This window comes from Streptomyces sp. NPDC001606, assembly GCF_053596835.1.
Genome location: NZ_JBSFHC010000002.1, coordinates 626,624 through 652,442, shown reverse-complemented (window position 1 = coordinate 652,442; position 25,819 = coordinate 626,624). Strand labels below are relative to the sequence as shown.

The window sequence follows — 25,819 nt, the reverse complement described above, 5'->3', positions numbered from 1 at the left end:
GGCTAGTGGTTCGTCAACTGACGCCAGATGGCTACGGCCACCCCGATCTGGGCCAGGATCGAGGCGCCCTGTGTCGAGAGCCCGCGAAGCTGGTAGATCGACAAGAGCAGCGCGAAACGACGGGGCCAGTACTGCCGTTCATCCCCGAAGGTCGATGTGTCCATCCAGATGCTGGTGAGCGTCAGGATGAGGAGCATGAGCACCGAGTAGAAGAGCAGGTCACGGAAGTCCACACCGGTGAACTTGTTGAGCAGCAGGAACAGGCAGGCCGGCACGGCGTAGGCGAAGGTCAGGCTCCATGCGCGAGCGGGGCTGTGGCGGCCGGGGAGCACACGCCACAGCGCACCCAGGACGAAACCGGCGCCCGCCCACGCCACCTGGTAGGCCAGGAAGTTCGCGACGACTCCCGGGATCGCGGTGGGCTCGGAAGTGAGCTGGATCCAGCTCCAGGAGTCCTCGGTGTCCAGATAGAGCAGGGCTCCGCTTGCGGGGATCCCGAAGCAGAAGGCCACGCACCCGGCGTGCACGCCATTGTTCCACCAGTGGCCTCTCGGCCCCCAGGCCAGGGCGGCGTCCAGGACGGAAAGATAGGCGGGTGGTTTCCTTTCGCCGCATCCGTCCACCAACCACCGGCGCAGTGCCCGAAGTCTTCCCTCCAGTTCCTCGCGTGTGACGTTCCCCGCGCGTCCCTGGTCCAGCAGCTGCAACTGGTGGTTGATGTTGCGGTATTCGTGGGCCTTGGCCATCAGGTCACCGCGACGCTTCATGCTTCTCAGTCTCTTCACGCAAAACGTGTTGCCCAGCTGGTTCAGTACCGCCCACTTTCGCCCCACGGCGAGAACCGCGAACAGCGAGCCCATGTTCAGGATGATCCAGGCGCCGTACTGGAAATTGATTCCGGCGAAGATGGCGCCCCGCAGTCCCACCGTGAAGACGAACACCGCCGCGACGAGCAGCAGGTCGGGGGCTGCCGGGCCCAGGATCGGCTTCTCATGTTTATGGTCTGCCGGTGTCCTTTGCGCTCCGAAGCGAAAGTGCAACAAGGCGAGAAGTGCGACACCCGTCAAGATCCAACTATAACTGAAAATCCAGGCCAGGTCGGTGAACGAGAAATTTGCCCGGTATGAACTGGCGTATGTTCCGTACCCGTGCACAGCGTTCTGGTCGGTGAGCCAGTAGACCCTCTTCCATTGGTTTTCGGCCACCCACCAGAAGCAGCCGAGCAGACTCCCGGCGACCGCAGCGAGCAGCGTGGAGACGACGAGGACGCAGCGCACGGGAGCGTTGTTCCACGTCCGGTACCAGGAGCCGGGGAGCAGCGCGCCCTCGCGGGCGAACCGCCACGCCCACGCCGCCATGGCGGCCAGCCACAACCACACGATCGCCAGGCCCATGAGCACATAGCCGACATCGTCGGAGACACTCGGCACCGCCTTTGACACGAGGGCGTCCGGCAGGCCGAACATCGCCGGCGCCAGGATCACCAGCAGAGCGATGGCCGCCACCGCCGACGCCACGCCGACGACGGCGTACCTCTGGCGAGGGTGATGGCTGTTGGCGGTGCCGGTGTCACCGGTCGCGCCGTCCGGGGCGGGGACGGGCGTGCCGCTGTACCAGGGGCGGGCGACGAGAATCAGGGCCAGGCCGGCGGCGACGCAGACGAGAGCGCGCCACCGGGGGCTGATCGGCGGCTGGGAGATGAGCAGCAGCAGTATGAGGGCGAATGCGCCGCTGAGCAGGGACCATTGCAGCACGGCCCCCGCGGCGCTGTCGTCGTCCTTTCCGGTGTCGGCGGCCACGGCCTGCGCCGTGGGGGCCGACGCCCCGGCCGCGGCGGCGGAATGCGTCCGCCGGGTGCGCCGTGCGGCCAGTGCGATCACGAAGGAAGCGCTCACCCACCAAGCCGCGACTCCCACCTTGCTCCAGATCGACTGGCCATAACTCAAGGGCCAGTAGCGCTGCCACGGGAGATCGATTTTGAACGTGATGCGCGTGGGCTTCTGATTTTCCCAGAGCAGGGTCTTCTCGTTGGAGGACGATGCCAGCTTGGAGCTGTCATTGAAATGCATGCCGCCCATCTCCGCCTTGACGGTCTGCCAGTGCGCATTCAGTAGCGTCGGCGGAAGGAGGCGGATCTGCCACATTCTGTGGCTGTCCCTGGTGATCTGCCAGGGACCGAGCCGGATGAGTTTGTAGTCCTTGATCCAGGCGAAAGAATCATACTGTACCGTGACGTTTCGGGTGTCGGCCGTCACCACCGGATCATGCGATCGCCATTCCTGACGCGGACCATTGTCCGTCCCACGCAGCAGACAGTGCATCGCCTTGTGGTATTCCGCGGAGTCCTCACTGAAGGTCAGCTGCCGCGCGGCAGGCCACTTGTTCAGGGGAACCCGGACCGTCATGTAGGAATAGATCTTCAGGTAGTTCTTGCTGTGCTGGTCGAATTGGATTCTGGCGTCCACCGTACTGGCGTCGAGCTGATGGGCCCAGCAGGCGTCACTGTTGTTCTGTCGCGCCTCCGCCGAGGGAGCCACCCACCACATCGCGGCCAGGATCATCAACAGTAAAAAGCGCCGCCACCGGATACCCTGCATCGCCCCGAAGCCTCCTCTGCGAGGAATTTAGGACCGTGTCATATGTCGCGGCCTCCGGCGCGCGGAAGAAATTTCGAAGACCCACCCCATCAGCCGTTCTCTGCCGAATTGCAGGAAATAGGTCAGTGGCTGATAATGGAATCGGATGACCGTCAACTACTTGACGGAGGAACCATGACGGACATAAACGTTTCCGCTCCGAGGGTTCCGCTGCCCGGCTTCGCGGAAGCCGAGGGGCTGGGGCCTCGGGACGCGGAGTTCGTCCGGGATCTGGTGGAGGTGCTGGCCAAGCACGGAAACCTGAACCGTTTCGGTCTGTGCCTGCTGCACGACCACTTCCCGCTCGCCGCGGACGAGGTGCTGGTGGAGACGAACGACCCGAAGGACCGCACGCTGCACGTTCATGTGGAGAAGGCGGACCGGACGCGGCACGTCAAGGCATCGCAATGGCGGTTCGTACCACACACCGAACGAGGCCCGGACGGTCAGACCCCGGCCGGCTCCTGCCAGGAGGTCATGCTGTGCACCACGCAGGACCTGTGCCCGGGGCGCGAGCAGGAGCGCGTGCGTGAAGAGGGGCACCGTCCGTGAAGGACGGCGCCCCTTCGGCGTAGCCGTAGCTGCTGTCGCCCGTCGTGGCGGCAGCAGCTTCTAGAACTTGTTCTTCGGGGTGATCCCCAGCGACAGACCCGACAGCCCGCGCTGCCGCCCGCCGAGCTTGCCCGCGATCGCGCGCAGGGCCGAGCCCGCCGGGGAGTCCGGGTCGGTCAGGACCACCGGCTTGCCCTCGTCGCCGCCCTCGCGCAGGCGGACGTCGATCGGGATGGAGCCGAGCACCGGGACGGTCGCACCGGTGGTGCGGGTCAGACCGTCGGCGACCAGCTGGCCGCCGCCGGTACCGAACACGTCGACCATCTCGTCGCAGTGCGGGCAGGGCAGCCCGGACATGTTCTCGACCACGCCGACGATCTTCTGGTGGGTCTGTACGGCGATGGAACCGGCGCGCTCGGCCACCTCGGCTGCCGCCTGCTGCGGGGTCGTCACGACCAGGATCTCGGCGTTCGGGACCAGCTGCGCGACCGAGATCGCGATGTCGCCGGTGCCGGGCGGCAGGTCCAGGAGCAGGACGTCCAGGTCACCCCAGTAGACGTCGGCGAGGAACTGCTGGAGGGCGCGGTGCAGCATGGGGCCGCGCCAGACCACCGGGGCGTTGCCCGGCGTGAACATGCCGATGGAGATGACCTTCACGCCGTTCGCGGACGGCGGCATGATCATGTTCTCGACCTGGGTGGGACGGCCGTCCGCTCCCAGCATGCGCGGCACCGAGTGGCCGTAGATGTCGGCGTCGACGACACCGACCTTGAGGCCGTCGGCCGCCATCGCGGCCGCCAGGTTGACCGTGACCGAGGACTTGCCGACGCCGCCCTTGCCGGAGGCGACCGCGTAGACCCGGGTGAGGCTGCCCGGCTTGGCGAAGGGCACCTCGCGCTCGGTCTGGCCGCCGCGCAGGGCCGCCGCCAGCTCCTTGCGCTGCTCGTCGCTCATCACGTCGAGCGTGACATCGACCCGGGTGACGCCTTCGACCCGGGAGACCGCCTCGGTGACGCGCTGGGTGATCGTGTCGCGCATCGGGCAGCCGGAGACCGTGAGGTACACGGTGACCGCGACCGCCCCGTCCGCTCCGATCTCCACCGACTTGACCATCCCCAGCTCGGTGATGGGGCGGTTGATCTCGGGGTCGTTCACCGTCGCCAGTGCCTCGCGCACCGCGTCTTCCGTAGCCATAAGGACGATGGTACGGCGCTGTGAGGGGCCCCCGGGTAGCCCCTCAGCGGTCGTCTGCGTCACGTCCCGGTGACCGTTCTGACCGTTCCGCCGGGAATACGACGCGGTCGCTGCGGCCCTGGCGCTCCTCCAGCTCCTTGAGCAGGTCCTGGAGCTCCGAGCGGATCCAGTCGCGGGTGGCCACCTCGCCGAGGCCCATCCGCAGCGCGGCGACCTCCCGGGTCAGGTACTCGGTGTCGGCGATGGACCGCTCGTTCTGCTTGCGGTCCTGCTCCAGGTTGACCCGGTCCCGGTCGTCCTGCCGGTTCTGCGCGAGCAGGATCAGCGGGGCCGCGTAGGAGGCCTGGAGGGACAGCACCAGGGTCAGGAAGATGAACGGGTATTCGTCGAAGCGCAGTTGCCGGGGCGCGGTGATGTTCCACAGCACCCAGACGACGATGACGACCGTCATCCAGACGATGAAGCGTCCGGTGCCCAGGAACCGGGCGATCCGCTCCGACAGCCGGCCGAAGGCCTCCGGGTCCCACTCGGGCAGGAACCGGTGCCGGGGCGGGCGCGGCAGGTCCAGCCGGGGCATGCGGGGCCGGGTCGCGGCGGTGGCGCCCGAGGGGTTGCGTTCCCGGCCGTGCTCGGAGCGGGCCGCCGTACGGCCGCTGTCACGTTCAGGAGCCATGGCTGACCACCCCGTCGCCCGCGCCCTCGTCCAGGTGGAACTCCGTCTCCCGCCAGTCCTCGGGCAGCATGTGGTCCAGTACGTCGTCCACGGTCACCGCGCCGAGCAGCGAGCCGGAGTCGTCCACCACGGGCGCGGCGACCATGTCGTACGTGGCGAAGAACCCGGCGATCACCGGCAGCGTGGCGTCCGGGGCGAGCGGTTGCAGATCGTCGTCCACCAGCGAGCTGACCAGGGTGTACGGGGGGTCGCGCAGCAGCCGCTGGAAGTGCACGGTGCCCAGGTACTTCCCGGTCGGCGTCTCGTCCGGCGGGCGGCAGACATAGACCTGGGCGGCGAGGGCGGGGGACAGGTCCGGGTTGCGCACCCGGGCGAGCGCGTCGGCGACGGTGGCGTCCGGACGCAGCACGATCGGCTCGGTGGTCATCAGTCCGCCGGCCGTGTGCTCCTCGTACGACATCAGGCGCCGCATGTCGGCCGCGTCGCCGGGCTGCATCAGGCTGAGCAGCCGCTCCTTGTCCGCCTCCGGCAGCTCGGCGAGCAGGTCGGCCGCGTCGTCCGGGTCCATGGCCTCCAGCACGTCCGCCGCGCGCTCCTCCGCGAGCTTGCCGAGGATCTCGATCTGGTCGTCCTCCGGCAGCTCCTCCAGGACGTCGGCCAGCCGGTCGTCGTCGAGGGCGGCGGCGACCTCCGCGCGCCGCTTGGGGGAGAGGTGGTGCAGCACGTTGGCCAGGTCGGCGGGGCGCAGCTGTTCGAAGGTGGCGAGCAGGTTCTCCGCGCCCTGTCCGTGCTCCTCCAGCGAGAACCCGGTCACGGCCGACCACTCGGCGGTCAGCGTCTCGCCCTTGGCCCGCCGGAAGGCGCCGGCCTTCCGGCCCTTGCGCACGAAGACCCGGTCGACCTCCCAGTCCCGGCGGGCGGGCAGCTGCTGCACGGACATATCGAGGACGGTGACCTCCTCGCCGGTCTCCACCAGCGTCACGCGGCGGTCCAGCAGCTCGCCGAAGACCAGCCGCTCGGTGGGCCGCTGCTCGAAGCGGCGGACGTTCATCACGCCGGTGATGATGACCTGCCCGGACTCGACGCCGGTGACCCGGGTCATCGGCAGGAAGATACGGCGCCGGGTGGCCAGCTCCACGACCAGGCCGAGCACCCGCGGGGGCCTGCGGCCCACCCGCAGCATGACGACCAGATCGCGGACGCGGCCCACCTGGTCGCCGTTCGGATCGAAGACGGGGACCCCGGCGAGATGCGAGACGAAGATCCGGGGGGCGCCGGCTGCCATGGCTCTGCTTCCTTTGCCTTGCTGTGCGGATGCCTTGCTGTACGGATGGCTGCTGTACGGGTGCCGCTGCTGTACGGGTGCCTTGCTCGGTGTGAAGTACGGGGCGAGATTTGCTCGGATTTGCCCGCTCGGGTGCGCTTCAGGCTAGCCCGTACCGGTCGGATACGCCCTGGTGGGCGGTCCGGACGGACTGGCTCCGCCGGGCGGCCGGCACACCGGTACGCTGCGGTACGCCGTTCAGGAGCCGTCGGAAAGGCCCCCCACCCGTGACTGCGATTCCCCCCGGCCGCCCTCGCCGGGCCGCTCTGCTGACCGCGACATGCGCGCTGGCCGTGACCGGTGCGGTGGTGCTGACCGGGTGCGGCGGCGGTGGCGATCCGGACGCGGGGACGAACGGGGTGGGCAAGCTGTCCGCCGGGCAGATCCAGTCCAGGACCCGGTCGGCGGCGGACGCGGCCGAGACCGTACGGCTGTCCGGGACCGTGCTCGCCGGCGGCCGTACGTACACCCTGGACATGCGGCTCAAGGCCGACGGCGGCACCGGCTCGGTGACCTCCCAGGGCTCCACCCTCCAGCTGCTGCGGGTCGGACAGCAGCTGTACCTGAAGGCCGACGCCGGCTTCTGGAACCAGGCCGAGGGGCAGGACGGCGGCAGCAGCGGTGACGCGGTCGCCGCCAAGCTGGGCGGGAAGTACGTGAAGGTCCCGCAGGGGGACCCGGCGTACAAGAAGTTCAGCGGCTTCACGTACAAGTCCGTGCTCCTCGACGGTCTGCTGCCGCTGCACGGCAGGCTGGCGAAGGAAGGTCATCACGACCAGGCGGGTACCCCGACGATCCGCATCACCGGCGACGACGGCTCCGGCGGCACCCTGGACGTCTCCCTCCAGGGCAAGCCGTACCCGCTGCGTCTGGTCCGCGCCGGCGCGGCGGGCACGCTCCGCTTCTCGGACTGGGGCCAGGACTTCACCGTCACCGAGCCGGCCTCCTCGGACACGGTGGACTACGGCAAGCAGCTCCCGACGTCCTGACGCCCCGGGGGCTCCGGCCGGCCGCTACTTCCGCCGCTTGGCCAGCAGCCTCGGCAGGGCCGCCGGAATCGGTCGCCGGGTTGTCGCCGGCGTCGGCACCGGCGCCTCGGCCAGGCTGCCCTCGGGCAACGGCGCGACGGCCCCGGCCGGGGTCAGCCTCAGCACCCTGCACTCGCGGGCCCAGCGGGCCGGCATCTCCTCGCCGTCGGGGGCGTTCAGCCGCTTGCCCTTCAGCTCGGCGACCGCCGCCTCCCACTCCGGCGAGCCGGCCGCCACCTCGGACACGGTCACCGGGAAGGTCACCAGCCGGCCGCCCTTGTCCTTGCTGCGCACGCTCACCTCGGCGGTGCCCCCGTCGGTCAGCCCCTCCAGCGGCTGCTCGCCGGGGCCGCCGCCCACCAGACACACCGCGCCCTCGTGCCACACGTGCCACAGCGCACGCGCCGCCGGAGCGCCGGTGGCCCTGACCCAGATGAGGCCGGACTTCTTCGTGGCCTCCTCGATGAGGGCCCGGTCGAGCAGCTCGCTTGTCATGGGGCTCACCCTATCCAGGCCCGGCGGAGCCGCTCACAGCCAGCCGTTGCGCTTCAGCGTGCGGTGGATACCGAGACACAGGGCGACCGTGAGGCCCATGATCACCGGGTAGCCGTACTTCCAGTGCAGCTCGGGCATGTATGTGAAGTTCATGCCGTACACGCCGGCGACCATCGTCGGCACCGCGAAGATCGCCGCCCACGAGGTGATCTTCCGCATGTCCTCGTTCTGCGCCACCGAGGCCTGGGCGAGGTTGGCCTGGAGGATGGAGTTGAGGAGCTCGTCGAAGCCCAGCACCTGCTCCTGGACCCGGGCGAGGTGGTCGGCGACGTCCCGGAAGTACTTCTGGATGTCCGGGTCGATCAGCCGCATCGGCCGCTCGCTCAGCAGCTGCATCGGCCGCAGCAGCGGCGCCACCGCACGCTTGAACTCCAGCACCTCACGCTTGAGTTGGTAGATCCGCGTCGAGTCCACACCGCGCGAGGCCCCGCCGCGCGGGCCCGGCGAGAAGACCTCGGTCTCCACCTCGTCGATGTCGTCCTGCACCGCGTCGGCGACCGCGATATAGCCGTCCACGACATGGTCGGCGATCGCGTGCAGCACCGCCGAGGGTCCCTTGGCCAGCAGCTCCGGCTCGTCCTGGAGCCGGTGCCGCAGCGCCCTGAGCGAGCCCTGGCCGCCGTGCCGGACGGTGATGAAGAAGTCCCGGCCGGTGAAGCACATGACCTCGCCGGTCTCCACCACCTCGCTGCTGTCGGTCAGCTGGTCGTGCTCGACGTAGTGGATGGTCTTGAACACGGTGAAGAGCGAGTCGTCGTACCGCTCCAGCTTCGGCCGCTGGTGCGCCTGCACCGCGTCCTCGACGGCCAGCGGGTGCAGCCCGAACTCGGCCGCGATACCGGCGAATTCCGCCTCGGTGGGCTCGTGCAGCCCGATCCAGACGAAGCCGCCGTCACGGCGCACCAGGCGCATGGCCTCCTGCGGGGTGAGCGGCTTGGCGTGCTGCACCCGCACCCCGTCGCGGTAGACGGCGCAGTCGACGACGGCCGAGGGCGTGGCCGGGTCGCGCGTGGTGTCGTACGACGGGCTGGGGCTCGGGGCGGCGTTCATCGCCTTGCGCAGCGAGACGCGGGACGGACGGACCACGGCGCGCAGGTCGCGGATCATCGACATGGGCAGGCTCCTTCGCGGGCAGGCGGCGAAAGCGCGCGGCGACGGGTGGAACTACCCGGAATGGGGACGTCCTCGACTGCGGATGTTTGGCACGTCCACAAAGCGGGGAGCACCGCACCGTCACGGTGGCGACTTCGCCACTGATGCAGAACTGATTCAGATCAGCAGACAGATCAGGCAAAGCGAAACGAGTGCTCTTCCGGACGACCACGCGCACGGGAAGGCGGCAACCAGCCGACAGCAGACAGGAACTACATCAGCGGGCGGAAGAGCGAGTGGTACTACCAGGTCGACTTCGATCCATGACAGCCCCACCTCCTCCGGCCGGTCCCTCGTAAGGGAGTGTCCTCGGCGTCGGGACTCGATAGCGACGCTTCTGCGTGCTGCCCCGAACTACCGGCTCAGAGTATCAGCCGCCTGAACTGTCAAGGCGCCCCTTTGCTTGCTACTGACGAGTTCTATGCTCACCGCATGGTTGATGTTCTTCCTCTGGTCGAGGCACGGTTGACGACCGCGCTGGGCGAACCGGACGCGCGCGCCGCCGTCACCTTCCTCGGTACGGACCGCATCGAGGTGCTCCGGTTCCACGAGGGGGACGTGGTCCGTTACGCCACCCTCGGCATGTCCGCACAGCCCATGGCGGACCCGACCGCGATGCTCGCCGACCCGGTCAAGGGCCCGCGCGCCGAACTGGTCCTCTCCGTCCGCGCCGGCGCCGCCGACACCGACAAGGTGCTCCGTCCGCTCGCCGTGCTTGCCGCGTCCCCGCAGGTGGAGGGGTTGGTGGTGACCCCGGGGGCCTCCCTGGACACCGGCGAGCCGCTGTGGCCGGGGGCGCCCTTCACCTCGGTCCTGGTGGGTGAGCCGGGCGGTCTGGTGGAGGACCTGGAGCTGGACGCTCCGCTGGATCCCGTACGGTTCCTGCCGCTGCTGCCGATGACCCCGAACGAGGCCGCCTGGAAGCGGGTGCACGGCGCCCAGGCCCTCCAGGAGCGCTGGCTCGCGAACGGCACGGATCTGCGGGACCCCGTCCGCCGGTCCGTTCCACTGGACTGACACCGAGTGAGCAAGCTCACCAAGAGGCGCACCGCACCGGTCAGTTGGCGTCGGCAAGATCCGTAAGAGAGCCCTGGGCGGGTGATGTCTTCCGCCCGGACGGGTGATCGTCCTTGACGTGGGCGTGCGGGGGTAGGACCGTGGAGCCCTATGAGGGGCGAACCCAGTTGCCCGAGGTGCGGTGGCCGGGTCAGGGCGCCCGGTCTCTTCGCCGATGCGTGGCAGTGCGATGTGCACGGGCCGGTGTATCCGCTACAGCCCGTGATCCCGCCCAGCGTCGAGGCCCTCGCAGCCGTCGTGCACCGCACGCATGCACCCGTGTGGATGCCTTGGCCGCTGCCGGTCGGCTGGCTCTTCACCGGGGTGGCGTACGCGGGCGACGACCGCAGCGGCGGCCGTGCGACCGCCGTGGCCTGCACGGGACCCGGCCCGCTGGGCGGTCCCGGTGAGCTGATCCTGGTGGCCGAGGAGCTGGGCGTCGGACTCGGCTCGCGGTACGCGGGCATCGACGGCCCGGACCCGGGGCCGTACATCAGTGTCGAGAAGCCGCCCCAGGCCAAGGTGCTGGCCGCCGGCCGGCCCACCCCGCTCTGGCATGTCTCGGCCACCCCCGACGACCGCGCGGTGTTCGCCGGCGAGGCGTGCGGGCTGTGGCTGTGGGCGGTGCTGTGGCCCGAGCAGTCCGCCATGCTCATGTACGACGAGCTGGTGCTGACCGATCTGCGGGATGCGGGAGCGGAGCTGGACCTGGTGCCGTGCGGGGCACTGTCACCGCGGCTGCTCAAGCCGTAACGCCCGGGGAGCCGAGGGCGGCGGGGCGGCGGCTGCGGCCCGGCGTCCCCCGGCCGGCCGTTATCCTTAGGTGTCCCCCTGCTGTGCCGTCACCCGTCTGGAGCTTGCGTGCGTATCGATCTGCACTGTCACTCCACGGCTTCCGACGGCACGGACACCCCGGCCGAGCTGGTGCGGGGTGCCGCCGCGGCCGGGCTGGACGTGGTCGCGCTGACCGACCACGACACCACCCGTGGGTACGCCGAGGCGATCGCCGCGCTGCCCGAGGGGCTCACCCTGGTCACCGGTGCCGAGCTGTCCTGCCGGATCGACGGCATCTCGATGCACCTGCTGGCCTACCTCTTCGACCCCGAGGAGCCCGCTCTCCTCGCCGAGCGCGAGCTGGTCCGGGACGACCGGGTGCCGCGCGCGAAGGGCATGGTCGCCAAGCTGAACGCGCTGGGCGTCCCGGTCACCTGGGAGCAGGTGGAGCGCATCGCGGCCGGCGGCTCGGTGGGCCGCCCGCATGTCGCGAGCGCGCTGGTCGAGCTGGGGGTGGTGCCGACCGTGAGCGACGCGTTCACCCAGGAGTGGCTGGCCGACGGCGGACGGGCCTACGTGGCGAAGCACGAGACGGATCCCTTCGAGGCGATCCGGCTGGTCAAGGGCGCGGGCGGCGTGACCGTCTTCGCGCACCCGGCCGCCGCCAAGCGCGGTCGCACGGTCCCCGAGTCGGCGATCGCCGAGATGGCTGCCGCCGGTCTCGACGGCATCGAGGTCGACCACATGGACCACGACCCGGACGACCGCGCCCGGCTGCGGGGTCTCGCGAAGGAACTGGGCCTGCTGGTCACCGGCTCCTCCGACTACCACGGCAGCCGCAAGACCGTGTCGCTCGGCGAGTACACCACCGACCCCGAGGTGTACGGCGAGATCACGCGGCGCGCGACCGGGGCCTTCCCCGTCCCCGGCACCGGCGGAGCCTGACCTGCCCGGGCCGCTCGGCCCGTAGTCCCGCCGTACGTCTGCCCGGGGCACCTGTGTGTCACCGGGCGTCCCCCTGACAGCCGGCCCCTGGCCGGTTCATGCCCGTCGTTTCTTCCTCCAGCAAGGCCTGTACTTCCTCATGTTCGACCTCGCCGTCTTCGGCTCTCTGTTTCTGACCCTTTTTGTCATCATGGATCCCCCGGGGATCACCCCGATCTTCCTCGCCCTCACCGCCGGGCGTCCGGCCAAGGTGCAGAAGCGGATGGCGTTCCAGGCCGTCTGCGTGGCGGGCGGGGTCATCGCCGTCTTCGGTGTCCTGGGCCATCAGATCCTGGACTACCTGCATGTGTCCGTGCCCGCGCTGATGATCGCGGGCGGGCTGCTGCTTCTGCTGATCGCGCTGGACCTGCTCACCGGCAAGAACGACGAGCCGAAGGCGACCAAGGACGTGAACGTCGCGCTGGTGCCGCTGGGCATGCCGCTGCTGGCGGGGCCGGGGGCGATCGTGTCGGTGATCCTGGCCGTGCAGAAGGCCGACAGTGTGGCCACGCAGGTCTCGGTGTGGACCGCGATCCTCGCGATCCATGTCGTGCTGTGGCTGGTGATGCGTTACTCGCTGCTGATCATCCGGGTCATCAAGGACGGGGGCGTCGTCCTGGTGACGCGGCTCGCGGGCATGATGCTCTCCGCGATCGCGGTGCAGCAGATCATCAACGGGATCACTCAGGTGATCCGGGGGAGCTGAGCGGCGTCCGCTCGGCTCCCCCGGAAAGCTTGAGTGGGGAAGGCCCCGGCTGATCCGTTACGAGGCCGGGGAGTCGGCCGGGCGGATCCACAGGCGCTGTCCGATGGCGGCGGCCTGCTGCACGATCCGGTTGACGGAGGCGGCGTCCACGACGGTGGTGTCCACGGTGGAACCGTCGACCTCGTCGAGTCGCATGATCTCGAAGCGCATGGCTTCTCCCTTCGTCTGGTCATCCTCCTGCGGAGAACTACGCGGAGAACTACTGGGTGTGCCGGGTGGATGCCCGGCTTCGTAGTGAGTCAACGCGCCGCATGTTACAAACATTCCCTACGCTAAATAAATTTTTCGAACGGCTAATTACTGACCGGTAAAAGATCTCCAGGTACCCCGACGGGACCGATCGGGACCGGTTGTGTTCGCAGTGTGACCAACTGGACAATAGTGGCGATGAACGACGACCTCGCGGTCCTCCGCGCCCGCATCGACCACACGAACGAGCTACTGGAACGCATGCTCGCCGAGGTGGCGAAGACACCCTCCACCCACGCGATCTTCGTGGACGCGGGCTATCTGTACGCGGCCGCGGGCCGCCTCGTCGCCGGAACCGAGGACCGCCGGGCCTTCGACCTCGACGCCGAGGGCCTGATCGACGCCCTGATCGACAAGGCCCGCACGATCTTCGCGGACAGCCGGCTGCTGCGCGTCTACTGGTACGACGGCGCCCGCCGCCGCATCCACACCTCCGAGCAGCAGTCCATCGCCGAACTGCCCGACGTCAAGGTCCGCCTCGGCAACCTCAACGCCAACAACCAGCAGAAGGGCGTGGACTCCCTGATCCGCACGGACCTGGAGTCGCTGGCCCGCCACCGCGCCATCAGCGACGCGGCCCTGCTCGGCGGCGACGAGGACCTCGTCTCGGCGGTCGAGGCCGCCCAGGGCTACGGCGCCCGTGTCCACCTCTGGGGCATCGAGGCCCCCGAGGGACGCAACCAGGCGGAACCGCTGCTCTGGGAGGTCGACAGCCAGCGCACCTTCGACCTCGACTTCTTCAAGCCGTACGTCTCCCGTCGTACCGCCGCCGCGTACGAGGCCACCGCCGGGGCCCGCCCCACCCGCGACGACGTCCGCTTCGTCGGCGCCCAGATCGCGGCCAAGTGGCTCGCCTCCCGGGGCCGCGAGGCGCTGGTCGAACTGCTCCCCGGCCACCCCTATCTGCCCGGCTCCGTCGACCAGGACCTGCTGGTCGAGGCCGAGAGCCTGCTCCAGTACTCCCTGCGCGGCCAGGCGGACCTGCGCCGCGCCCTGCGCGACGGCTTCTGGGCGCACCTCCAGGCGCAGTACTAGGGCGCGCTGCTGGGCCCGGCTCAGGGGCGGGTGCCGCAGCCGTCCCAGAAGTCGGCGAGGGCCCGGGCCGTGGCGAGCGGGCGGTCGGTGTTGGGGGAGTGCTCGGCGCCCGCGACGACCGTCCGCCGCGCGGAGAGCCGTACCGCCATGTCGTCCAGCAGCGGCAGCGGCCAGGTGTCGTCCTGCGCGCCCGACAGCACATGGAACGGCAGCGGCACCGCGGCCAGTTCCGTGACCCGGTCCGGCTCCGTGCACAACTGCCGGCCGGTGGCGAGGAGTTGCGCGGGCCGGGTGCCCAGCCAGCGGCGCCGCAGATCCTCCCGGTCCTCCAGCCCGCCCTCGATCTCGCGGGTCTCCGTCTCCTCGGGCGTCTCCATCGCCTGGAGCGCGTCCCAGACCTCCGTCATCGTCATCACCGCGAGCGCGTCCTGGAGCAGCTTCACCCGCTCCTGCTGAGGCTCGGAGATCTGCGCCGGACCGGAGGACATCAGGGTCAGCGAGAGGAACGGCGTGTGGTCGAGCAGGACGGCCGCACGCGAGATCTGTCCGCCGAGGGAGTGCCCCAGCAGATGCACCGGCTGCCCGAGCACCTCCGCCAGCGCGAGCACGTCCCGCGCCAACTCGGCCTGGGCGTAGGCGGATTCGTCGTGCTCGGGGCCGTCGGACTCGTACTGTCCACGGCCGTCGACGGCCACGGTCCGGTACCCGCGCTCGGCCAGCGGCACATGCAGCGGGTTGAAGTCCTCCTTGCTGCCGGTGAAACCCGGCAGCAGCAGCGCGACACCCCTGGGCTCGACCCCGGCGGCCACGGGAGCGTCGACGACGGCGAACTCGCCGCGCGCGGTCCGCAAGGAGTACGCACGGGCACCCGGGGGCGGGACGAAGGTGTCGGGCCTGCTCATGCGAAGAGGTTATCGGGCACGGTGGCCGAGCGGACCGGGCGGGGGCGGGGCCACCAGGGGCCGTACGGGAAACGGGCGATGGCCCGGCCCACCGAAGTGGACCGGGCCATCGCCCGCAGGGTGTACCGCCGTCCGAGCGGCGCCCGATCAGGCCTCGGGGGCCTCCACGGCCGCCGTCGCCTTGCGCGTACGGCGACGCGGCTTGACCTCCGGCTCCTCGGTGGCCTGCGCCGGGATCTCCGCGACGGCCGCCTCGGCGACCGCCTTACGGGTCCGCCGCGGCTTCGGCGTGACCGCCTCGGCCCCGTCGACCGCCTCGACCGCGGCAGCGGCCGTCTTGCGGGTACGGCGCGGCTTGGCCTCCGCGGCGTCCGCCACCGTCTCGGCGGAGGCCGCCGTCTTGCGGGTCCGCTTGGGCTTGGCCTCGGCCTCGGGGGCGTCGGCGGCCTCCGCGGGGGCCGCGGTCTTGCGCGTACGCCTCGGCTTGGCCTCGGCCGCGGGCGCATCCGTGGTCTCGGCGGGAGCCGCCGTCTTCCGGGTGCGCTTGGGCTTGGCCTCGGCCTCGGGGGCGTCGGCGGTCGGCGCGGCTGCGGCGGTCTTGCGGGTGCGGCGCGGCTTGGCGGCGGGGGCTGCCTCGTCGGCCGGGGTGTCCGCGGTGTCCGTGGCGGCCTTGGTGGCTGCGGTGGTCTTGCGGGTCCGCTTGGGCTTGGCCTCGGCTTCGACCTCGGCCGCGGGGGCGTCGGTGGTCTCGGCGGGGGCCGCGGTCTTCCGGGTGCGCTTGGGCTTGGCCTCGGCCTCGGGGGCGTCGGCGGTCGGCGCGGCTGCGGCGGTCTTGCGGGTGCGGCGCGGCTTGGCGGCGGGGGCTGCCTCGTCGGCCGGGGTGTCCGCGGTGTCCGTGGCGGCCTTGGTGGCTGCGGTGGTCTTGCGGGTCCGCTTGGGCTTGGCCTCGGCTTCGACCTCGGCCGCGGGGGCGTCGGTGGTCTCGGCGGGGGCCGCGGTCTTCCGGGTGCGGCGCGGCTTGGTCTCGGCTTCGGCCGCGGGGGCTTCGGCGGTCGGCGCGGCTGCGGCCGTCTTGCGCGTGCGGCGCGGCTTGGTCTCGGCGGTGTCCGTTGCCGTGTCCGCGGCCGGTGCCGTCTCCGTCTCGGCGGCCGGCGCGGCCGTCTTGCGGGTACGGCGACGCGGGGTGGGCTCCGCGACCGGGGCGGCTGCGGGCTCCGCGACCGCGACCGGGGCGGCGGACTCCGGTGCCGTCGGCTCGGTCGCCGTCGGCTCGGTCGCCGTGGTGGCCGGTGCCACGGCCGCCTCGGTGCGCTCCGCCGTCCTGCGGGTGCGGCGGCGACGCGGCTTCTCCGGCGTCTCCGGCGCGGCCGGGGCCGGCGCCTCTTCCACCGCCTCGACGGTGGCCTCGGCAGTCGCGGCGGCCGTCAGCGGCTCTGCGGTGGCTCCGCCGCGGGTACGACGTCGGCGGCGCGGGGTGCGGGACGCGCGGGGCTCCTCCGCACCGGTGGCCTCGGCGGAGCCGGACTCGGCGACGGGAGCGGCCGGGGCGGCGGCGTCCAGCGGGGTTCCGCCGCGCGTACGGCGACGGCGGCGCGGGGTGCGGGACGGGCGCTCGCGTTCGGCGGCGACGGTCTCGGTGCGGTCGGTGCGACCACCCCGGTCCCCGCGGCCACGGCCACCGCGGCCACCACGGCCGCCGGTCTCGCCCAGGTCCTCCAGCACCTCCGCGTCGAGCCCCGCGCGGGTGCGCTCGGAACGCGGCAGGGTGCCCTTGGTGCCCTCGGGGATACCGAGGTCGGAGAACAGGTGCGGGGACGACGAGTACGTCTCCACCGGGTCGTTGAAGTCCAGCTCCAGCGCCTTGTTGATCAGCTGCCAGCGCGGGATGTCGTCCCAGTCGACGAACGTGATCGCCGTACCCTTGGCGCCCGCGCGGCCGGTACGGCCGACACGGTGCAGGTACGTCTTCTCGTCCTCGGGCGACTGGTAGTTGATGACGTGGGTGACACCCTCGACGTCGATACCGCGCGCGGCGACGTCGGTGCAGACCAGGACGTCGACCTTGCCGTTGCGGAAGGCGCGCAGCGCCTGCTCGCGGGCGCCCTGGCCGAGGTCGCCGTGGACCGCGCCGGAGGCGAAACCGCGGCGCTCCAGCTGCTCGGCGATGTCGGCCGCCGTGCGCTTGGTACGGCAGAAGATCATCGCCAGCCCGCGGCCCTCGGCCTGAAGGATGCGCGCGACCATCTCCGGCTTGTCCATGTTGTGCGCGCGGTAGACGAACTGCTTGATGTTCGCGACCGTCACGCCCTCGTCGTCCGGCGCGGTGGCGCGGATGTGGGTGGGCCGGGACATGTAGCGGCGGGCGAGACCGATGACCGCGCCCGGCATGGTCGCCGAGAACAGCATGGTCTGCCGCTTGGCCGGCAGCATGTTGATGATCTTCTCGACGTCGGGCAGGAAGCCCAGGTCGAGCATCTCGTCGGCCTCGTCGAGGACCAGGCACTTGACGTGCTTCAGGTCCAGCTTCTTCTGGCCGGCCAGGTCCAGCAGCCGGCCCGGGGTGCCGACGACCACGTCGACGCCCTTCTTCAGGGCCTCGACCTGCGGCTCGTAGGCGCGGCCGCCGTAGATGGCCGTCACCCGCACGTTACGCACCTTGCCGGCGGTCAGCAGGTCGTTGGTGACCTGCGTGCACAGCTCGCGCGTGGGGACGACGACCAGGGCCTGCGGGGCGTCGGTGAGCGCCTCCGGGGCGGCGCGGCCGGCCTCGACGTCGGCGGGGACGGTGACCCGCTCCAGGAGCGGAAGACCGAAGCCCAGCGTCTTGCCGGTACCGGTCTTGGCCTGGCCGATGACATCCGTGCCGGACAGGGCGACGGGAAGCGTCATCTCCTGGATGGGGAAGGGGGTGATGATGCCGACGGCCTCCAGGGCCTCGGCGGTCTCGGGGAGGATTCCGAGTTCTCGAAACGTCGTAGTCAGGGTCATGCCTCTTCTGTGTGTGCGGCGCGAGGCGAGCGCGGGGGTCATGTGCGACCGTGCCGGGGGACGTCGGCTGCCGTACGGACGAACCACTCGGGCAAGCCGTATGACACGGGACCTCTGCCGACGCTCTAGCGCTCGAACCGCTGAGGGTGTCCCTCCGGTCGTCGTACGGATTACTGCGCCGTACGGCCAGGGAGGGCTGTCGGGTCGGAGCCGATCGGGCCACCGACCGGGCATCCTCATGCGTGCAGCCTGTCGGGACGCGTCGAACATCGTCGACGCACTCAGCAGGCGCATTACCACCATACCCCGGAATCGCGCACATGCGATGGCCGATTTGGTCACGTAGTCGTGGTCACAGTGGCCGAGGGACCGCTGCCGGAGGCTGCCGAGCGGGCTATTGTGCGCCTCATGACTAGCTCTGACAAGCCTGAGAACTCCACCGCACCCACGGGCGTCGCGGCCCAGGACTGGGCCCAGGCGGCCGCCGACCCGCAGTACCGCGCCGCCGTGGTGGACCTGCTCGGCGCGCTCGCCTACGGGGAGATGGCGGCGTTCGAGCGACTCGCGGAGGACGCCAAGCTGGCGCCGACCCTCGCGGACAAGGCGGAGCTGGCGAAGATGGCCTCGGCGGAGTTCCACCACTTCGAGCGGCTGCGGGGCCGGCTGACCGAGATCGGCGAGGAGCCCACGGCCGCCATGGACCCGTTCGTCGCGGCCCTGGACGGCTTCCACCGGCAGACCGCTCCGTCGGACTGGCTGGAGGGCCTGGTCAAGGCGTATGTCGGTGACTCCATCGCGAGCGACTTCTACCGGGAGGTCGCGGCCCGTCTCGACTCCGACACGCGCGAGCTGGTCCTCGCCGTGCTCGACGACACCGGACACGCCGAGTTCGCGGTGGAGAAGGTGCGGGCCGCCATCGACGCCGACCCCCGGGTGGGCGGCCGGCTGGCGCTGTGGGCGCGGCGGCTGATGGGCGAGGCCCTGTCGCAGTCGCAGCGCGTGGTCGCCGACCGGGACGCGCTGTCCACCATGCTCGTGGGCGGCGTCGCCGACGGGTTCGACCTCGCGGAGGTCGGAAAGATGTTCTCGCGGATCACCGAGGCGCACACCAAGCGGATGGCCGCGCTGGGCCTGGCCGCGTAAGCCTGCGTGGGGGCGCGCGGTCGCGCGCCCCTTCGCTACGCCGCCGCTGATCGGCGGCGCAGGCTCCCTGACGGGCGCAGCAGCAACGACAGGGACGCCGCCGAGACGGCGGCGGCACCGAGCAGGCTGAGGTAGGCACTGCCGAGGCCCAGCGCGCTGTGGGTGACGAAGTCGCCGAAGAGGGCTCCGGCGGCCCCCGTCGAGTACACCAGCGGGCGGGCCGGCAGCCGGTGGGCCAGGCGGTGGGCGGCCGCCCAGGCGAGGACGAGACCGAGCACCACGGATCCGAGTGCTTCCAGGATCATCTCTGGGTCCCTCCCACGGCCGGTCTGCGTTGACGGTCGTAGCCCGTCATACCCGTGACCTGCGAAGGACAATCCTCCCCTGTGGAGAGGTTGTGCTCCATCCGTGGGCGTGTCTCATGCGGAGGGCTCAACTGGCTCCTGCGGAGGGATCAACGCCGAAGGGCCCGGCGGCACACGGCCACCGGGCCCTTTTGGGCGATGTCGGCTACAGCGCGCCGAACCCCACCTTGCGCACGGTCGGCTGGCCGATCTCCACGTACGCCAGGCGGTCGGCCGGCACCAGGACCTTGCGGCCCTTCTCGTCCTGGAGGCTCAGGAACTGCGTCTTCCCGGCCAGCGCCTCGCTCACCGCGCGCTCGACCTCCTCGACGCTCTGACCGCTCTCCAGAACGATCTCGCGGGGCGCGTGCTGCACGCCGATCTTGACCTCCACGGCTATGTCCCTCCGACGGTCAGTGATGTGCGCGATCTTCCGCGCCGTACCCCGCACACATTAGCCCGGTGAGGGGACCAGCACGCTGCGGGCCGGAACGCCGTCAGCGAACAGCGCCGCGGCGGACCGGTGTCAGTGGCCCTCGGTGCCGTGCATGGGGAAACCGGCGATACCGCGCCAGGCCAGCGAGGTGAGCAGCTGCACCGCCTGGTCGCGCGGGACGCTGCGGTCGCTGTGCAGCCAGGAGCGGGCGACCACCTGGGCGAGTCCGCCGAGGCCGGAGGCGAGCAGCATCGACTCCGCGCGCGAGAGGCCGGTGTCCTCGGCGATGACGTCGCAGATCGCCTCGGCGCATTCGTTGGTGACCTTGTCGACGCGTTCGCGCACCGCGGGCTCGTTCGTCAGGTCCGACTCGAACACCAGCCGGAAGGCGCCGCCGTCGTCCTCGACATAGGCGAAGTAGGCGTCCATCGTCGCCCGGACGCGCTGCTTGTTGTCCGTCGTCGACGCGAGCGCGTGGCGCACAGCCTGGATCAGCGACTCGCAGTGCTGGTCCAGCAGTGCGAGATAGAGGTCGAGCTTGCCCGGGAAGTGCTGGTAGAGCACCGGCTTGCTCACGCCTGCCCGCTCGGCGATGTCGTCCATCGCCGCCGCGTGGTAGCCCTGTGCGACGAAAACCTCCTGGGCGGCGCCCAGCAACTGGTTCCGTCGGGCGCGGCGCGGCAGACGGGTGCCACGCGGGCGTGCCGCCTCTGTTTGCTCGATGGCTGTCACGCCGCCTCCCAAAGTCGTCCACATGCGGTGTCACCGCGCGGCCATCGTACTTTTCGGTAACCGTGGTGTGCGCGGTGCGAGCGCAGAATTTCACGTACCGGACGGCGGCGAAAGCGCGAGACGGCCCTTCTCGGCCGTGCGACGGCGCTTGCCGGCCGCGAGAGGGCGCCCTGCCGGCCGCGGGAGTCCGGCGAGGTCAGCGGTAGTCGTCCTCGTCGAGCGAGACGACGCGCGCCTGTTCGACGAGATCGGCCTCGTTCGCGCGGTCCGGTTCCACTCCGGTCAGGGGGTCGTCGCGTTCCGGTGTGATGTCGGTGTGCTGCTCTGCGGCGTCCACCTCGGGCGCCTCGACGCCGAACTCCGGGGCCGCCTCGTCCGCCAGCTCCTCGATCGTGTCCGGCTCGGTGGGGTCATAGGCCATGGTGGGCTCCCTTCCTACGAACGTCCCTGGATGCAGCAGGGGCCACACGCGGGTGCCCTCTGTACGAGCCTAGGAGACAGCTGATCCGGACGCCATGCCATCGCGCCCGTCCGCCCTCCGGTTCCCCAGCCGCGCGCGTGTCATGCGTACGCCGTCCGCCTGTGACGGCCGACACACGGACCCGGGCGTGATCACCTCGTAACATTGCCGCATGTCTTCGACCGAGTCGCCGTCCGTTCCGGCCGCCAGCGCGCTTCCGAGAGTGGCGCCCGTCCGGGTCGGCGAGGGCGAGCGGCTGCGCTCGGTGAGCCTGCCCGGCGTGACCCTGTCGGTCCGTTCCCGGCGCCCCGCGCGCGAGGGGCTGCCGCCCGCGCTGTTCGTCCACGGCCTCGGCGGCTCATCGCAGAACTGGTCGCAGCTGATGGCCGAGCTGGACGGAGTCGTCGACAGCGAGGCGGTCGACCTGCCGGGCTTCGGCGACTCCCCGCCGCCGGACGACGGCAACTACTCCGTCACCGGGCACGCGCGCGCGGTGATCCGCTATCTCGACGCCGCCGGCCGCGGCCCGGTGCACCTCTTCGGGAACTCCCTCGGCGGCGCCGTCGCCACGCGCGTGGCCGCCGTACGCCCGGATCTCGTGCGGACGCTCACGCTCGTCTCCCCGGCCCTGCCGGAGCTGCGGATCCAGCGCAGCGCGGTGCCGACCGGGCTGCTCGGCGTGCCGGGCATCGCCGCGCTGTTCACCCGGCTCACTCGGCAGTGGACGGCCGAGCAGCGGGTGCGCGGGGTCATGGCGCTCTGCTACGGCGATCCGTCGCGGGTGTCGCCGGAGGCGTTCCGGTACGCCGTGGAGGAGCTGGAGCGGCGGCAGCGGCTGCCCTACTTCTGGGACGCGATGGCCCGCTCCGCGCGCGGGATCGTCGACGCCTACACGCTCGGCGGGCAGCACGGGCTGTGGCGCCAGGCCGAGCGCGTGCTCGCCCCGACCCTGCTGGTCTACGGCGGCCGCGACCAGCTGGTCGGCTTCCGCATGGCCCACAAGGCCGCCCGCGCCTTCCGCCACTCCCGCCTGCTGTCCCTCCCGGACGCCGGACACGTGGCGATGATGGAGTACCCGGAGCTGGTGGCCGGGGCGTTCCGCGAGCTGCTGGCGGCGGCGGGCGAGGAGGATCCGGGCGAGGGGCGCGTGGACGCCGGGCGCGGCGACGGCGTCACCGCAGCGGGTACGGGGAGCTGAGGCCGGCGTGGGACGTCACAGCCGCCGCGGACCGGCACCCAAGAGCGACTCCGGCGACATACCCGCCGCTCGGCGCAAGGAGCGTCCGGCCGCGGCGCCGGGACCCCGAGGGACCACTCCGGGCGCCCGTGGCGGCGATCCCGGCCCCCGGGGAGACCTGCCCCGCCCGGACGACGACACGCCCGGCTTCGGCGGGGGCACGCGTGCGCGTGGCGTTTCCGGCTTCGGCGGCGGTGCGCCGGGGCAAGGTGCGCGGCCGTTTCCGCAGGGTGCGCCTGCGCAGGGTGGGGCGCCGTTTCCGCCGGGTGGGCAGTCCTTTCCTGCGGGTGCAACTGGGCAGGGTGCGGCCGGTTTCCCTTCGGGTACGCCCGGCTTCCGTCCCGGTGCGTCCGCGCAGGGCGTGCCCGGCTTCCCTCCGGGCACGCCCGCGCAGGGGATCCCGCGGTTGCCCGACGGCACCCCCGCGCGCGGTGTTCCCCGTCTGCCCGGTGAGGCGGGTGCCCGTGGTGGGCACCCGGAACAGCGTGAGGCAGGCGGAGGCTGGGGCGAGTTCACGAAGGCGGCAGGGTCCGGCGGGCCCGGGGTGACGCTGCCCCGGCAGCGCCGGGCGCCGGGACGGACGCCCGGTCCCCGGCAGGACTACCTCGACGCCTTCGAAGCCGGACGCGCCGGCGCCCGGAGCGCCGAGGGAACCGACGAGCAGGCGGCCCCTCCCGGCGCCGTACCCCCCACCGGAACCCGGCCGGCCGAGGCGCCGCAGGCCGACGTGCCGGCGCAGCGGGGCAGCGGCCGGGGCCGGACCTACACCGGGATCGCCGCGGCCGCCGTCACCACCGTGCTCGCGGTGGTGGTCGCCGGGCAGGTGGCCGGAGCGCGGAGCGGCGGCGCCTCGCCGTCGGCCGCGGACCGGGCGCGGGACACCCGGGCCACCGGCGGCGCGACGCCCTCCGCCGCACCGGGCGGGGCGACGCTGACGTACGAGCAGAAGATGGACCGTACGTACCCGCTGAGCGCGAAGCTGAAGGGCTCCGGGAAGTTCGACGCCGTCCCCGGTTTCGACAAGGCGCCCGGCACCGGGCAGAAGTACCGCTACCGGATCGACGTCGAGCAGGGCCTCGGGCTGGACGGCGCGCTGTTCGCGGAGGCCGTGCAGAAGACGCTGAACGACGACCGCAGCTGGGCCCACGGCGGCGCGAAGACCTTCGAGCGGATCTCCTCCGGCAAGCCCGACTTCGTCATCACCCTGGCGAGCCCGGGCACCACCGCCGAGTGGTGCGCCAAGTCGGGACTGGACACCACGGAGGACAACGTCTCCTGCGACTCCGCCGCCACCGAACGCGTGATGATCAACGCCTACCGGTGGGCGCAGGGCAGCAAGACGTACGGGAACAAGATCCACGCGTACCGGCAGATGCTCATCAACCACGAGGTCGGCCACCGGCTCGGCCACGGCCATGTGTCGTGTCAGAAGGACGGCGAGCTGGCCCCGGTCATGCAGCAGCAGACCAAGTTCCTCAACCACGACGGAATCCACTGTCTACCCAATCCATGGCCGTATCCAGGGAGTTGACAGGATCCACTGATGTCACATTGACATGAGCCGGATGGTCGTTGCATATTCTTGCGCATGTGGTCTAGTCATGCTGTTCTCGACAGCGCCGCCATCGAGCTGGCGCTCATCGGCGTGACCCCGCTCTGCGTGTCCGACATCCACTGTCGCTGACGCCGCCTCCCTGGCGTTCGCGTCGCGACTTCTCTCCACCCTTCCGTCCGTCACTTCACGGACCCCTTTTCGACGACCCGGCGCCGGGGCCGACGTCTGCCCGCAGGCGTCTCATCCCTCGTCTCACCGTCTCGCATTCCGAGACACTCATGGTCGAGAAAGCCTCGACATGTCCCCGAGAGGTCGTCATTCCCATGCGTCAACCGTCCGTGAAGAGAGCCCGCGCGGCGACTGTTTCGCTTGCCCTGGTCGTGGCAGCGGGCGCCGCCGCCTGTGGCCCGAAGGACAGCGATGCCAAGGGCTCCGGTGGCGACTCCACGCCCCACAAGGGCGGCACGCTCACGGTCCTGAACGCCGAGCCGCAGACCGACTTCGACCCCGCGCGCCTCTACACCTCCGGCGGCGGAAACGTTCCGTCGCTGGTGTTCCGCACCCTCACCACCCGCAACCGGGCGAACGGCGCGGCCGGCGCGAAGGTGGTCCCGGACCTCGCCACCGACACCGGGCGTCCCAGCAAGGACGCGACCGTGTGGACGTACACCCTGAAGAAGGGGCTGAAGTACGAGGACGGCACGCCGATCACCTCGGCCGACGTCAAGTACGGCATCGAGCGCTCCTTCGCCCCCGAACTCTCCGGCGGAGCGCCCTACCTGCGGGACTGGCTGGTCGGTGCCGCCGACTACCAGGGGCCGTACAAGGACAAGAAGGGGCTGACGGCGATCGAGACGCCGGACAGCCGGACCATCGTCTTCCATCTGGTCAAGCCCGAGGGCGAGTTCCCCTACCTGGCCACGCAGACGCAGTTCGCCCCGGTCCCGAAGAGCAAGGACACGGGCACCAAGTACGAGGAGCACCCGGTCTCCTCCGGGCCCTACAAGGTCGTCAAGAACGAGAACGACGGCGAGCACCTGCTGCTCCAGCGCAACCCGTACTGGTCCCCGGCCGTCGACGACCAGCGCAAGGCCTACCCGGACACCGTCGACGTCCGCTCCGGCCTCGACTCCTCGGTGATCGACCAGCGGCTGTCCGCGTCTCAGGGAGCGGACGCCGCGGCCGTCACCACGGACACCAACCTCGGCCCCGCCGAGCTGGCCAAGGTGAGCGGCGACAAGGAGCTGGCCGCGCGCGTGGGCACCGGCCACTTCGGCTACACGAACTACCTCGCGTTCAACCCGACCGTGAAGCCGTTCGACAACCCCAAGGTCCGGGAGGCGATCGCCTACGCGGTCGACCGCTCCTCCGTGGTCAACGCGGCCGGCGGCTCCGCGCTCGCCGAGCCCGCGACCACCTTCCTGCCCGACCAGAAGTCCTTCGGCTACACGCCGTACGACCCGTTCCCGGCGGGTGCCTCCGGCAACCCGGCCAAGGCCAGGGAGCTGCTCGCCCAGGCCGGCTACAAGAACGGGCTCACGGTGACGCTGACCCATTCCAACGCCAAGGACTTCGAGACCAGCCCGGAGATCGCGACCGCCGTCCAGGACGCGCTCAAGAAGGCCGGCATCACGGTCAGGCTCCAGGGCCTGGAGGACAACGCCTACCGGGACACCATCCACGCGGTGAAGACCGAGCCGGGCTTCTTCCTCGCCCACTGGGGTGCCGACTGGCCCTCCGGCGGCCCGTTCCTCGCGCCCATCTTCGACGGCCGGCAGATCGTCAAGGACGGAGCGAACTTCAACACGGGTCTGCTCAACGACAAGTCGGTCAATGACGAGATTGACGCGATCAACAAGTTGACCGACCTTGACGCGGCCGCCAAGCGATGGGGTGCACTGGACAAGAAGATCGGCGAGAAGGCCCTCGTCGTGCCGCTGTTCCACCCGGTCTACAAGCGTCTGTACGGCAAGGACGTCAAGAACATCGTCATCAGCGACTGGACCGGCGTACTGGACATCTCCCAGGTCGCGGTGAAGTAGCG

Annotated in this window: 25 protein-coding genes; 12 read left to right on the top strand and 13 right to left on the bottom strand. The window is 70.9% G+C overall.

Annotated elements, in window-relative coordinates:
- Positions 1-2: 2 nt before the first annotated feature.
- Positions 3-2,597, bottom strand: coding sequence for a DUF6185 family protein (locus ACWCV9_RS07325; RefSeq protein WP_450784669.1), 2,595 nt, complete (start codon positions 2,595-2,597; stop codon positions 3-5).
- 174 nt (positions 2,598-2,771) lie between these two features.
- Here ACWCV9_RS07325 and ACWCV9_RS07320 point away from each other — a divergent pair, with 174 nt between their 5' ends.
- Entirely contained in the window at positions 2,772-3,188 is a 417-nt protein-coding gene (locus ACWCV9_RS07320; RefSeq protein ID WP_450784668.1) for a hypothetical protein, read from the top strand.
- 60 nt (positions 3,189-3,248) lie between these two features.
- Here ACWCV9_RS07320 and ACWCV9_RS07315 read toward each other — a convergent pair whose 3' ends face one another.
- Genes ACWCV9_RS07315 through ACWCV9_RS07305 form a run of 3 tightly spaced genes read right to left on the bottom strand, consistent with a single transcriptional unit; the run spans position 3,249 to position 6,340 of the window.
- Positions 3,249-4,382 carry an Mrp/NBP35 family ATP-binding protein gene (locus ACWCV9_RS07315; RefSeq protein ID WP_385840167.1) on the bottom strand — a complete coding sequence of 378 codons (1,134 nt, stop codon included), beginning with the start codon at positions 4,380-4,382 and terminating at the stop codon, positions 3,249-3,251.
- A 43-nt stretch (positions 4,383-4,425) separates the two neighbouring features.
- A complete protein-coding gene (locus ACWCV9_RS07310) occupies positions 4,426-5,055 on the bottom strand; it encodes a DUF1003 domain-containing protein (protein ID WP_450784667.1) in 630 nt (209 codons plus the stop codon).
- A complete protein-coding gene (locus ACWCV9_RS07305) occupies positions 5,045-6,340 on the bottom strand; it encodes a magnesium transporter MgtE N-terminal domain-containing protein (RefSeq protein ID WP_450784666.1) in 1,296 nt (431 codons plus the stop codon). Before ACWCV9_RS07305 ends, ACWCV9_RS07310 begins: the two co-directional genes overlap by 11 nt.
- Positions 6,341-6,606: 266 nt before the next feature.
- Between ACWCV9_RS07305 and ACWCV9_RS07300 the strand changes: the two genes are divergently transcribed.
- Positions 6,607-7,368 carry a hypothetical protein gene (locus ACWCV9_RS07300; RefSeq protein ID WP_450784665.1) on the top strand — a complete coding sequence of 254 codons (762 nt, stop codon included), beginning with the start codon at positions 6,607-6,609 and terminating at the stop codon, positions 7,366-7,368.
- 24 nt (positions 7,369-7,392) lie between these two features.
- Here ACWCV9_RS07300 and ACWCV9_RS07295 read toward each other — a convergent pair whose 3' ends face one another.
- Together ACWCV9_RS07295 and ACWCV9_RS07290 are read right to left on the bottom strand one after the other, a co-directional pair.
- Positions 7,393-7,902, bottom strand: coding sequence for a hypothetical protein (locus tag ACWCV9_RS07295; RefSeq protein ID WP_450784664.1), 510 nt, complete (start codon positions 7,900-7,902; stop codon positions 7,393-7,395).
- Between the two features lie 33 nt (positions 7,903-7,935).
- On the bottom strand, positions 7,936-9,075 hold the full coding sequence (locus ACWCV9_RS07290) for a magnesium and cobalt transport protein CorA (RefSeq protein WP_450784663.1): 1,140 nt from the start codon (positions 9,073-9,075) through the stop codon (positions 7,936-7,938).
- A gap of 471 nt (positions 9,076-9,546) precedes the next feature.
- On the opposite strand from ACWCV9_RS07290, the gene ACWCV9_RS07285 reads away from it, so the two are divergent.
- From ACWCV9_RS07285 to ACWCV9_RS07270, 4 genes are all read left to right on the top strand, one after another.
- A complete protein-coding gene (locus tag ACWCV9_RS07285; protein WP_385840160.1) occupies positions 9,547-10,131 on the top strand; it encodes a suppressor of fused domain protein in 585 nt (194 codons plus the stop codon).
- Between the two features lie 150 nt (positions 10,132-10,281).
- Positions 10,282-10,923 (top strand): DUF6758 family protein, encoded by a 642-nt coding sequence (locus ACWCV9_RS07280; RefSeq protein ID WP_450784662.1) that lies wholly within the window; start codon positions 10,282-10,284, stop codon positions 10,921-10,923.
- A 108-nt stretch (positions 10,924-11,031) separates the two neighbouring features.
- The gene (locus ACWCV9_RS07275; RefSeq protein ID WP_450784661.1) at positions 11,032-11,889 is read left to right on the top strand and encodes a PHP domain-containing protein; all 858 of its coding nucleotides are present in this window, start codon (positions 11,032-11,034) and stop codon (positions 11,887-11,889) included.
- 139 nt (positions 11,890-12,028) lie between these two features.
- The gene (locus ACWCV9_RS07270; protein ID WP_450784660.1) at positions 12,029-12,634 is read left to right on the top strand and encodes a MarC family protein; all 606 of its coding nucleotides are present in this window, start codon (positions 12,029-12,031) and stop codon (positions 12,632-12,634) included.
- 57 nt (positions 12,635-12,691) lie between these two features.
- Here ACWCV9_RS07270 and ACWCV9_RS07265 read toward each other — a convergent pair whose 3' ends face one another.
- Complete coding sequence (locus tag ACWCV9_RS07265; RefSeq protein WP_385840156.1) at positions 12,692-12,844, bottom strand: hypothetical protein; 153 nt, start codon at positions 12,842-12,844, stop codon at positions 12,692-12,694.
- 237 nt (positions 12,845-13,081) lie between these two features.
- On the opposite strand from ACWCV9_RS07265, the gene ACWCV9_RS07260 reads away from it, so the two are divergent.
- Entirely contained in the window at positions 13,082-13,978 is an 897-nt protein-coding gene (locus tag ACWCV9_RS07260) for an NYN domain-containing protein (protein WP_450784659.1), read from the top strand.
- Positions 13,979-13,998: 20 nt separating this feature from the next.
- Here the strand turns inward: ACWCV9_RS07260 and ACWCV9_RS07255 are convergent, their stop codons facing one another.
- On the bottom strand, positions 13,999-14,880 hold the full coding sequence (locus ACWCV9_RS07255) for an alpha/beta fold hydrolase (RefSeq protein ID WP_450784658.1): 882 nt from the start codon (positions 14,878-14,880) through the stop codon (positions 13,999-14,001).
- 147 nt (positions 14,881-15,027) lie between these two features.
- A complete protein-coding gene (locus ACWCV9_RS07250; protein WP_450784714.1) occupies positions 15,028-17,769 on the bottom strand; it encodes a DEAD/DEAH box helicase in 2,742 nt (913 codons plus the stop codon).
- Positions 17,770-18,267: 498 nt separating this feature from the next.
- Between ACWCV9_RS07250 and ACWCV9_RS07245 the strand changes: the two genes are divergently transcribed.
- Positions 18,268-19,011 (top strand): ferritin-like fold-containing protein, encoded by a 744-nt coding sequence (locus ACWCV9_RS07245; RefSeq protein WP_450784657.1) that lies wholly within the window; start codon positions 18,268-18,270, stop codon positions 19,009-19,011.
- Positions 19,012-19,046: 35 nt separating this feature from the next.
- Here the strand turns inward: ACWCV9_RS07245 and ACWCV9_RS07240 are convergent, their stop codons facing one another.
- From ACWCV9_RS07240 to ACWCV9_RS07225, 4 genes are all read right to left on the bottom strand, one after another.
- Complete coding sequence (locus tag ACWCV9_RS07240) at positions 19,047-19,316, bottom strand: hypothetical protein (RefSeq protein ID WP_450784656.1); 270 nt, start codon at positions 19,314-19,316, stop codon at positions 19,047-19,049.
- Positions 19,317-19,521: 205 nt separating this feature from the next.
- Positions 19,522-19,749, bottom strand: coding sequence for a DUF3107 domain-containing protein (locus ACWCV9_RS07235; RefSeq protein WP_385840151.1), 228 nt, complete (start codon positions 19,747-19,749; stop codon positions 19,522-19,524).
- Between the two features lie 132 nt (positions 19,750-19,881).
- A complete protein-coding gene (locus ACWCV9_RS07230) occupies positions 19,882-20,523 on the bottom strand; it encodes a TetR/AcrR family transcriptional regulator (protein WP_385840150.1) in 642 nt (213 codons plus the stop codon).
- 196 nt (positions 20,524-20,719) lie between these two features.
- Entirely contained in the window at positions 20,720-20,944 is a 225-nt protein-coding gene (locus tag ACWCV9_RS07225; RefSeq protein ID WP_385840149.1) for a hypothetical protein, read from the bottom strand.
- A gap of 211 nt (positions 20,945-21,155) precedes the next feature.
- Here ACWCV9_RS07225 and ACWCV9_RS07220 point away from each other — a divergent pair, with 211 nt between their 5' ends.
- The 4 genes from ACWCV9_RS07220 to ACWCV9_RS07205 all read left to right on the top strand — a co-directional run bounded on the left by ACWCV9_RS07220 (position 21,156) and on the right by ACWCV9_RS07205 (position 25,817).
- A complete protein-coding gene (locus tag ACWCV9_RS07220; protein ID WP_450784655.1) occupies positions 21,156-22,181 on the top strand; it encodes an alpha/beta fold hydrolase in 1,026 nt (341 codons plus the stop codon).
- 7 nt (positions 22,182-22,188) lie between these two features.
- On the top strand, positions 22,189-23,751 hold the full coding sequence (locus tag ACWCV9_RS07215; RefSeq protein WP_450784654.1) for a DUF3152 domain-containing protein: 1,563 nt from the start codon (positions 22,189-22,191) through the stop codon (positions 23,749-23,751).
- 57 nt (positions 23,752-23,808) lie between these two features.
- The gene (locus ACWCV9_RS07210) at positions 23,809-23,904 is read left to right on the top strand and encodes an Ms4533A family Cys-rich leader peptide (RefSeq protein ID WP_385840145.1); all 96 of its coding nucleotides are present in this window, start codon (positions 23,809-23,811) and stop codon (positions 23,902-23,904) included.
- Between the two features lie 194 nt (positions 23,905-24,098).
- Entirely contained in the window at positions 24,099-25,817 is a 1,719-nt protein-coding gene (locus tag ACWCV9_RS07205; protein WP_450784653.1) for an ABC transporter substrate-binding protein, read from the top strand.
- The last annotated feature ends 2 nt before the right edge of the window (positions 25,818-25,819 follow it).

Bases quoted from the DNA above. Each gene is read 5' to 3' on its own strand.
- ACWCV9_RS07325 (WP_450784669.1), bottom strand. From the start codon at position 2,597: ATGCAGGGTATCCGGTGGCGGCGCTTTTTACTGTTGATGATCCTGGCC.
- ACWCV9_RS07320 (WP_450784668.1), top strand. From the start codon at position 2,772: ATGACGGACATAAACGTTTCCGCTCCGAGGGTTCCGCTGCCCGGCTTC.
- ACWCV9_RS07315 (WP_385840167.1), bottom strand. From the start codon at position 4,382: ATGGCTACGGAAGACGCGGTGCGCGAGGCACTGGCGACGGTGAACGAC.
- ACWCV9_RS07310 (WP_450784667.1), bottom strand. From the start codon at position 5,055: ATGGCTCCTGAACGTGACAGCGGCCGTACGGCGGCCCGCTCCGAGCAC.
- ACWCV9_RS07305 (WP_450784666.1), bottom strand. From the start codon at position 6,340: ATGGCAGCCGGCGCCCCCCGGATCTTCGTCTCGCATCTCGCCGGGGTC.
- ACWCV9_RS07295 (WP_450784664.1), bottom strand. From the start codon at position 7,902: ATGACAAGCGAGCTGCTCGACCGGGCCCTCATCGAGGAGGCCACGAAG.
- ACWCV9_RS07290 (WP_450784663.1), bottom strand. From the start codon at position 9,075: ATGTCGATGATCCGCGACCTGCGCGCCGTGGTCCGTCCGTCCCGCGTC.
- ACWCV9_RS07285 (WP_385840160.1), top strand. From the start codon at position 9,547: ATGGTTGATGTTCTTCCTCTGGTCGAGGCACGGTTGACGACCGCGCTG.
- ACWCV9_RS07280 (WP_450784662.1), top strand. From the start codon at position 10,282: ATGAGGGGCGAACCCAGTTGCCCGAGGTGCGGTGGCCGGGTCAGGGCG.
- ACWCV9_RS07270 (WP_450784660.1), top strand. From the start codon at position 12,029: ATGTTCGACCTCGCCGTCTTCGGCTCTCTGTTTCTGACCCTTTTTGTC.
- ACWCV9_RS07265 (WP_385840156.1), bottom strand. From the start codon at position 12,844: ATGCGCTTCGAGATCATGCGACTCGACGAGGTCGACGGTTCCACCGTG.
- ACWCV9_RS07260 (WP_450784659.1), top strand. From the start codon at position 13,082: ATGAACGACGACCTCGCGGTCCTCCGCGCCCGCATCGACCACACGAAC.
- ACWCV9_RS07255 (WP_450784658.1), bottom strand. From the start codon at position 14,880: ATGAGCAGGCCCGACACCTTCGTCCCGCCCCCGGGTGCCCGTGCGTAC.
- ACWCV9_RS07250 (WP_450784714.1), bottom strand. From the start codon at position 17,769: ATGACGCTTCCCGTCGCCCTGTCCGGCACGGATGTCATCGGCCAGGCC.
- ACWCV9_RS07240 (WP_450784656.1), bottom strand. From the start codon at position 19,316: ATGATCCTGGAAGCACTCGGATCCGTGGTGCTCGGTCTCGTCCTCGCC.
- ACWCV9_RS07225 (WP_385840149.1), bottom strand. From the start codon at position 20,944: ATGGCCTATGACCCCACCGAGCCGGACACGATCGAGGAGCTGGCGGAC.
- ACWCV9_RS07220 (WP_450784655.1), top strand. From the start codon at position 21,156: ATGTCTTCGACCGAGTCGCCGTCCGTTCCGGCCGCCAGCGCGCTTCCG.
- ACWCV9_RS07210 (WP_385840145.1), top strand. From the start codon at position 23,809: ATGTGGTCTAGTCATGCTGTTCTCGACAGCGCCGCCATCGAGCTGGCG.
- ACWCV9_RS07205 (WP_450784653.1), top strand. From the start codon at position 24,099: ATGCGTCAACCGTCCGTGAAGAGAGCCCGCGCGGCGACTGTTTCGCTT.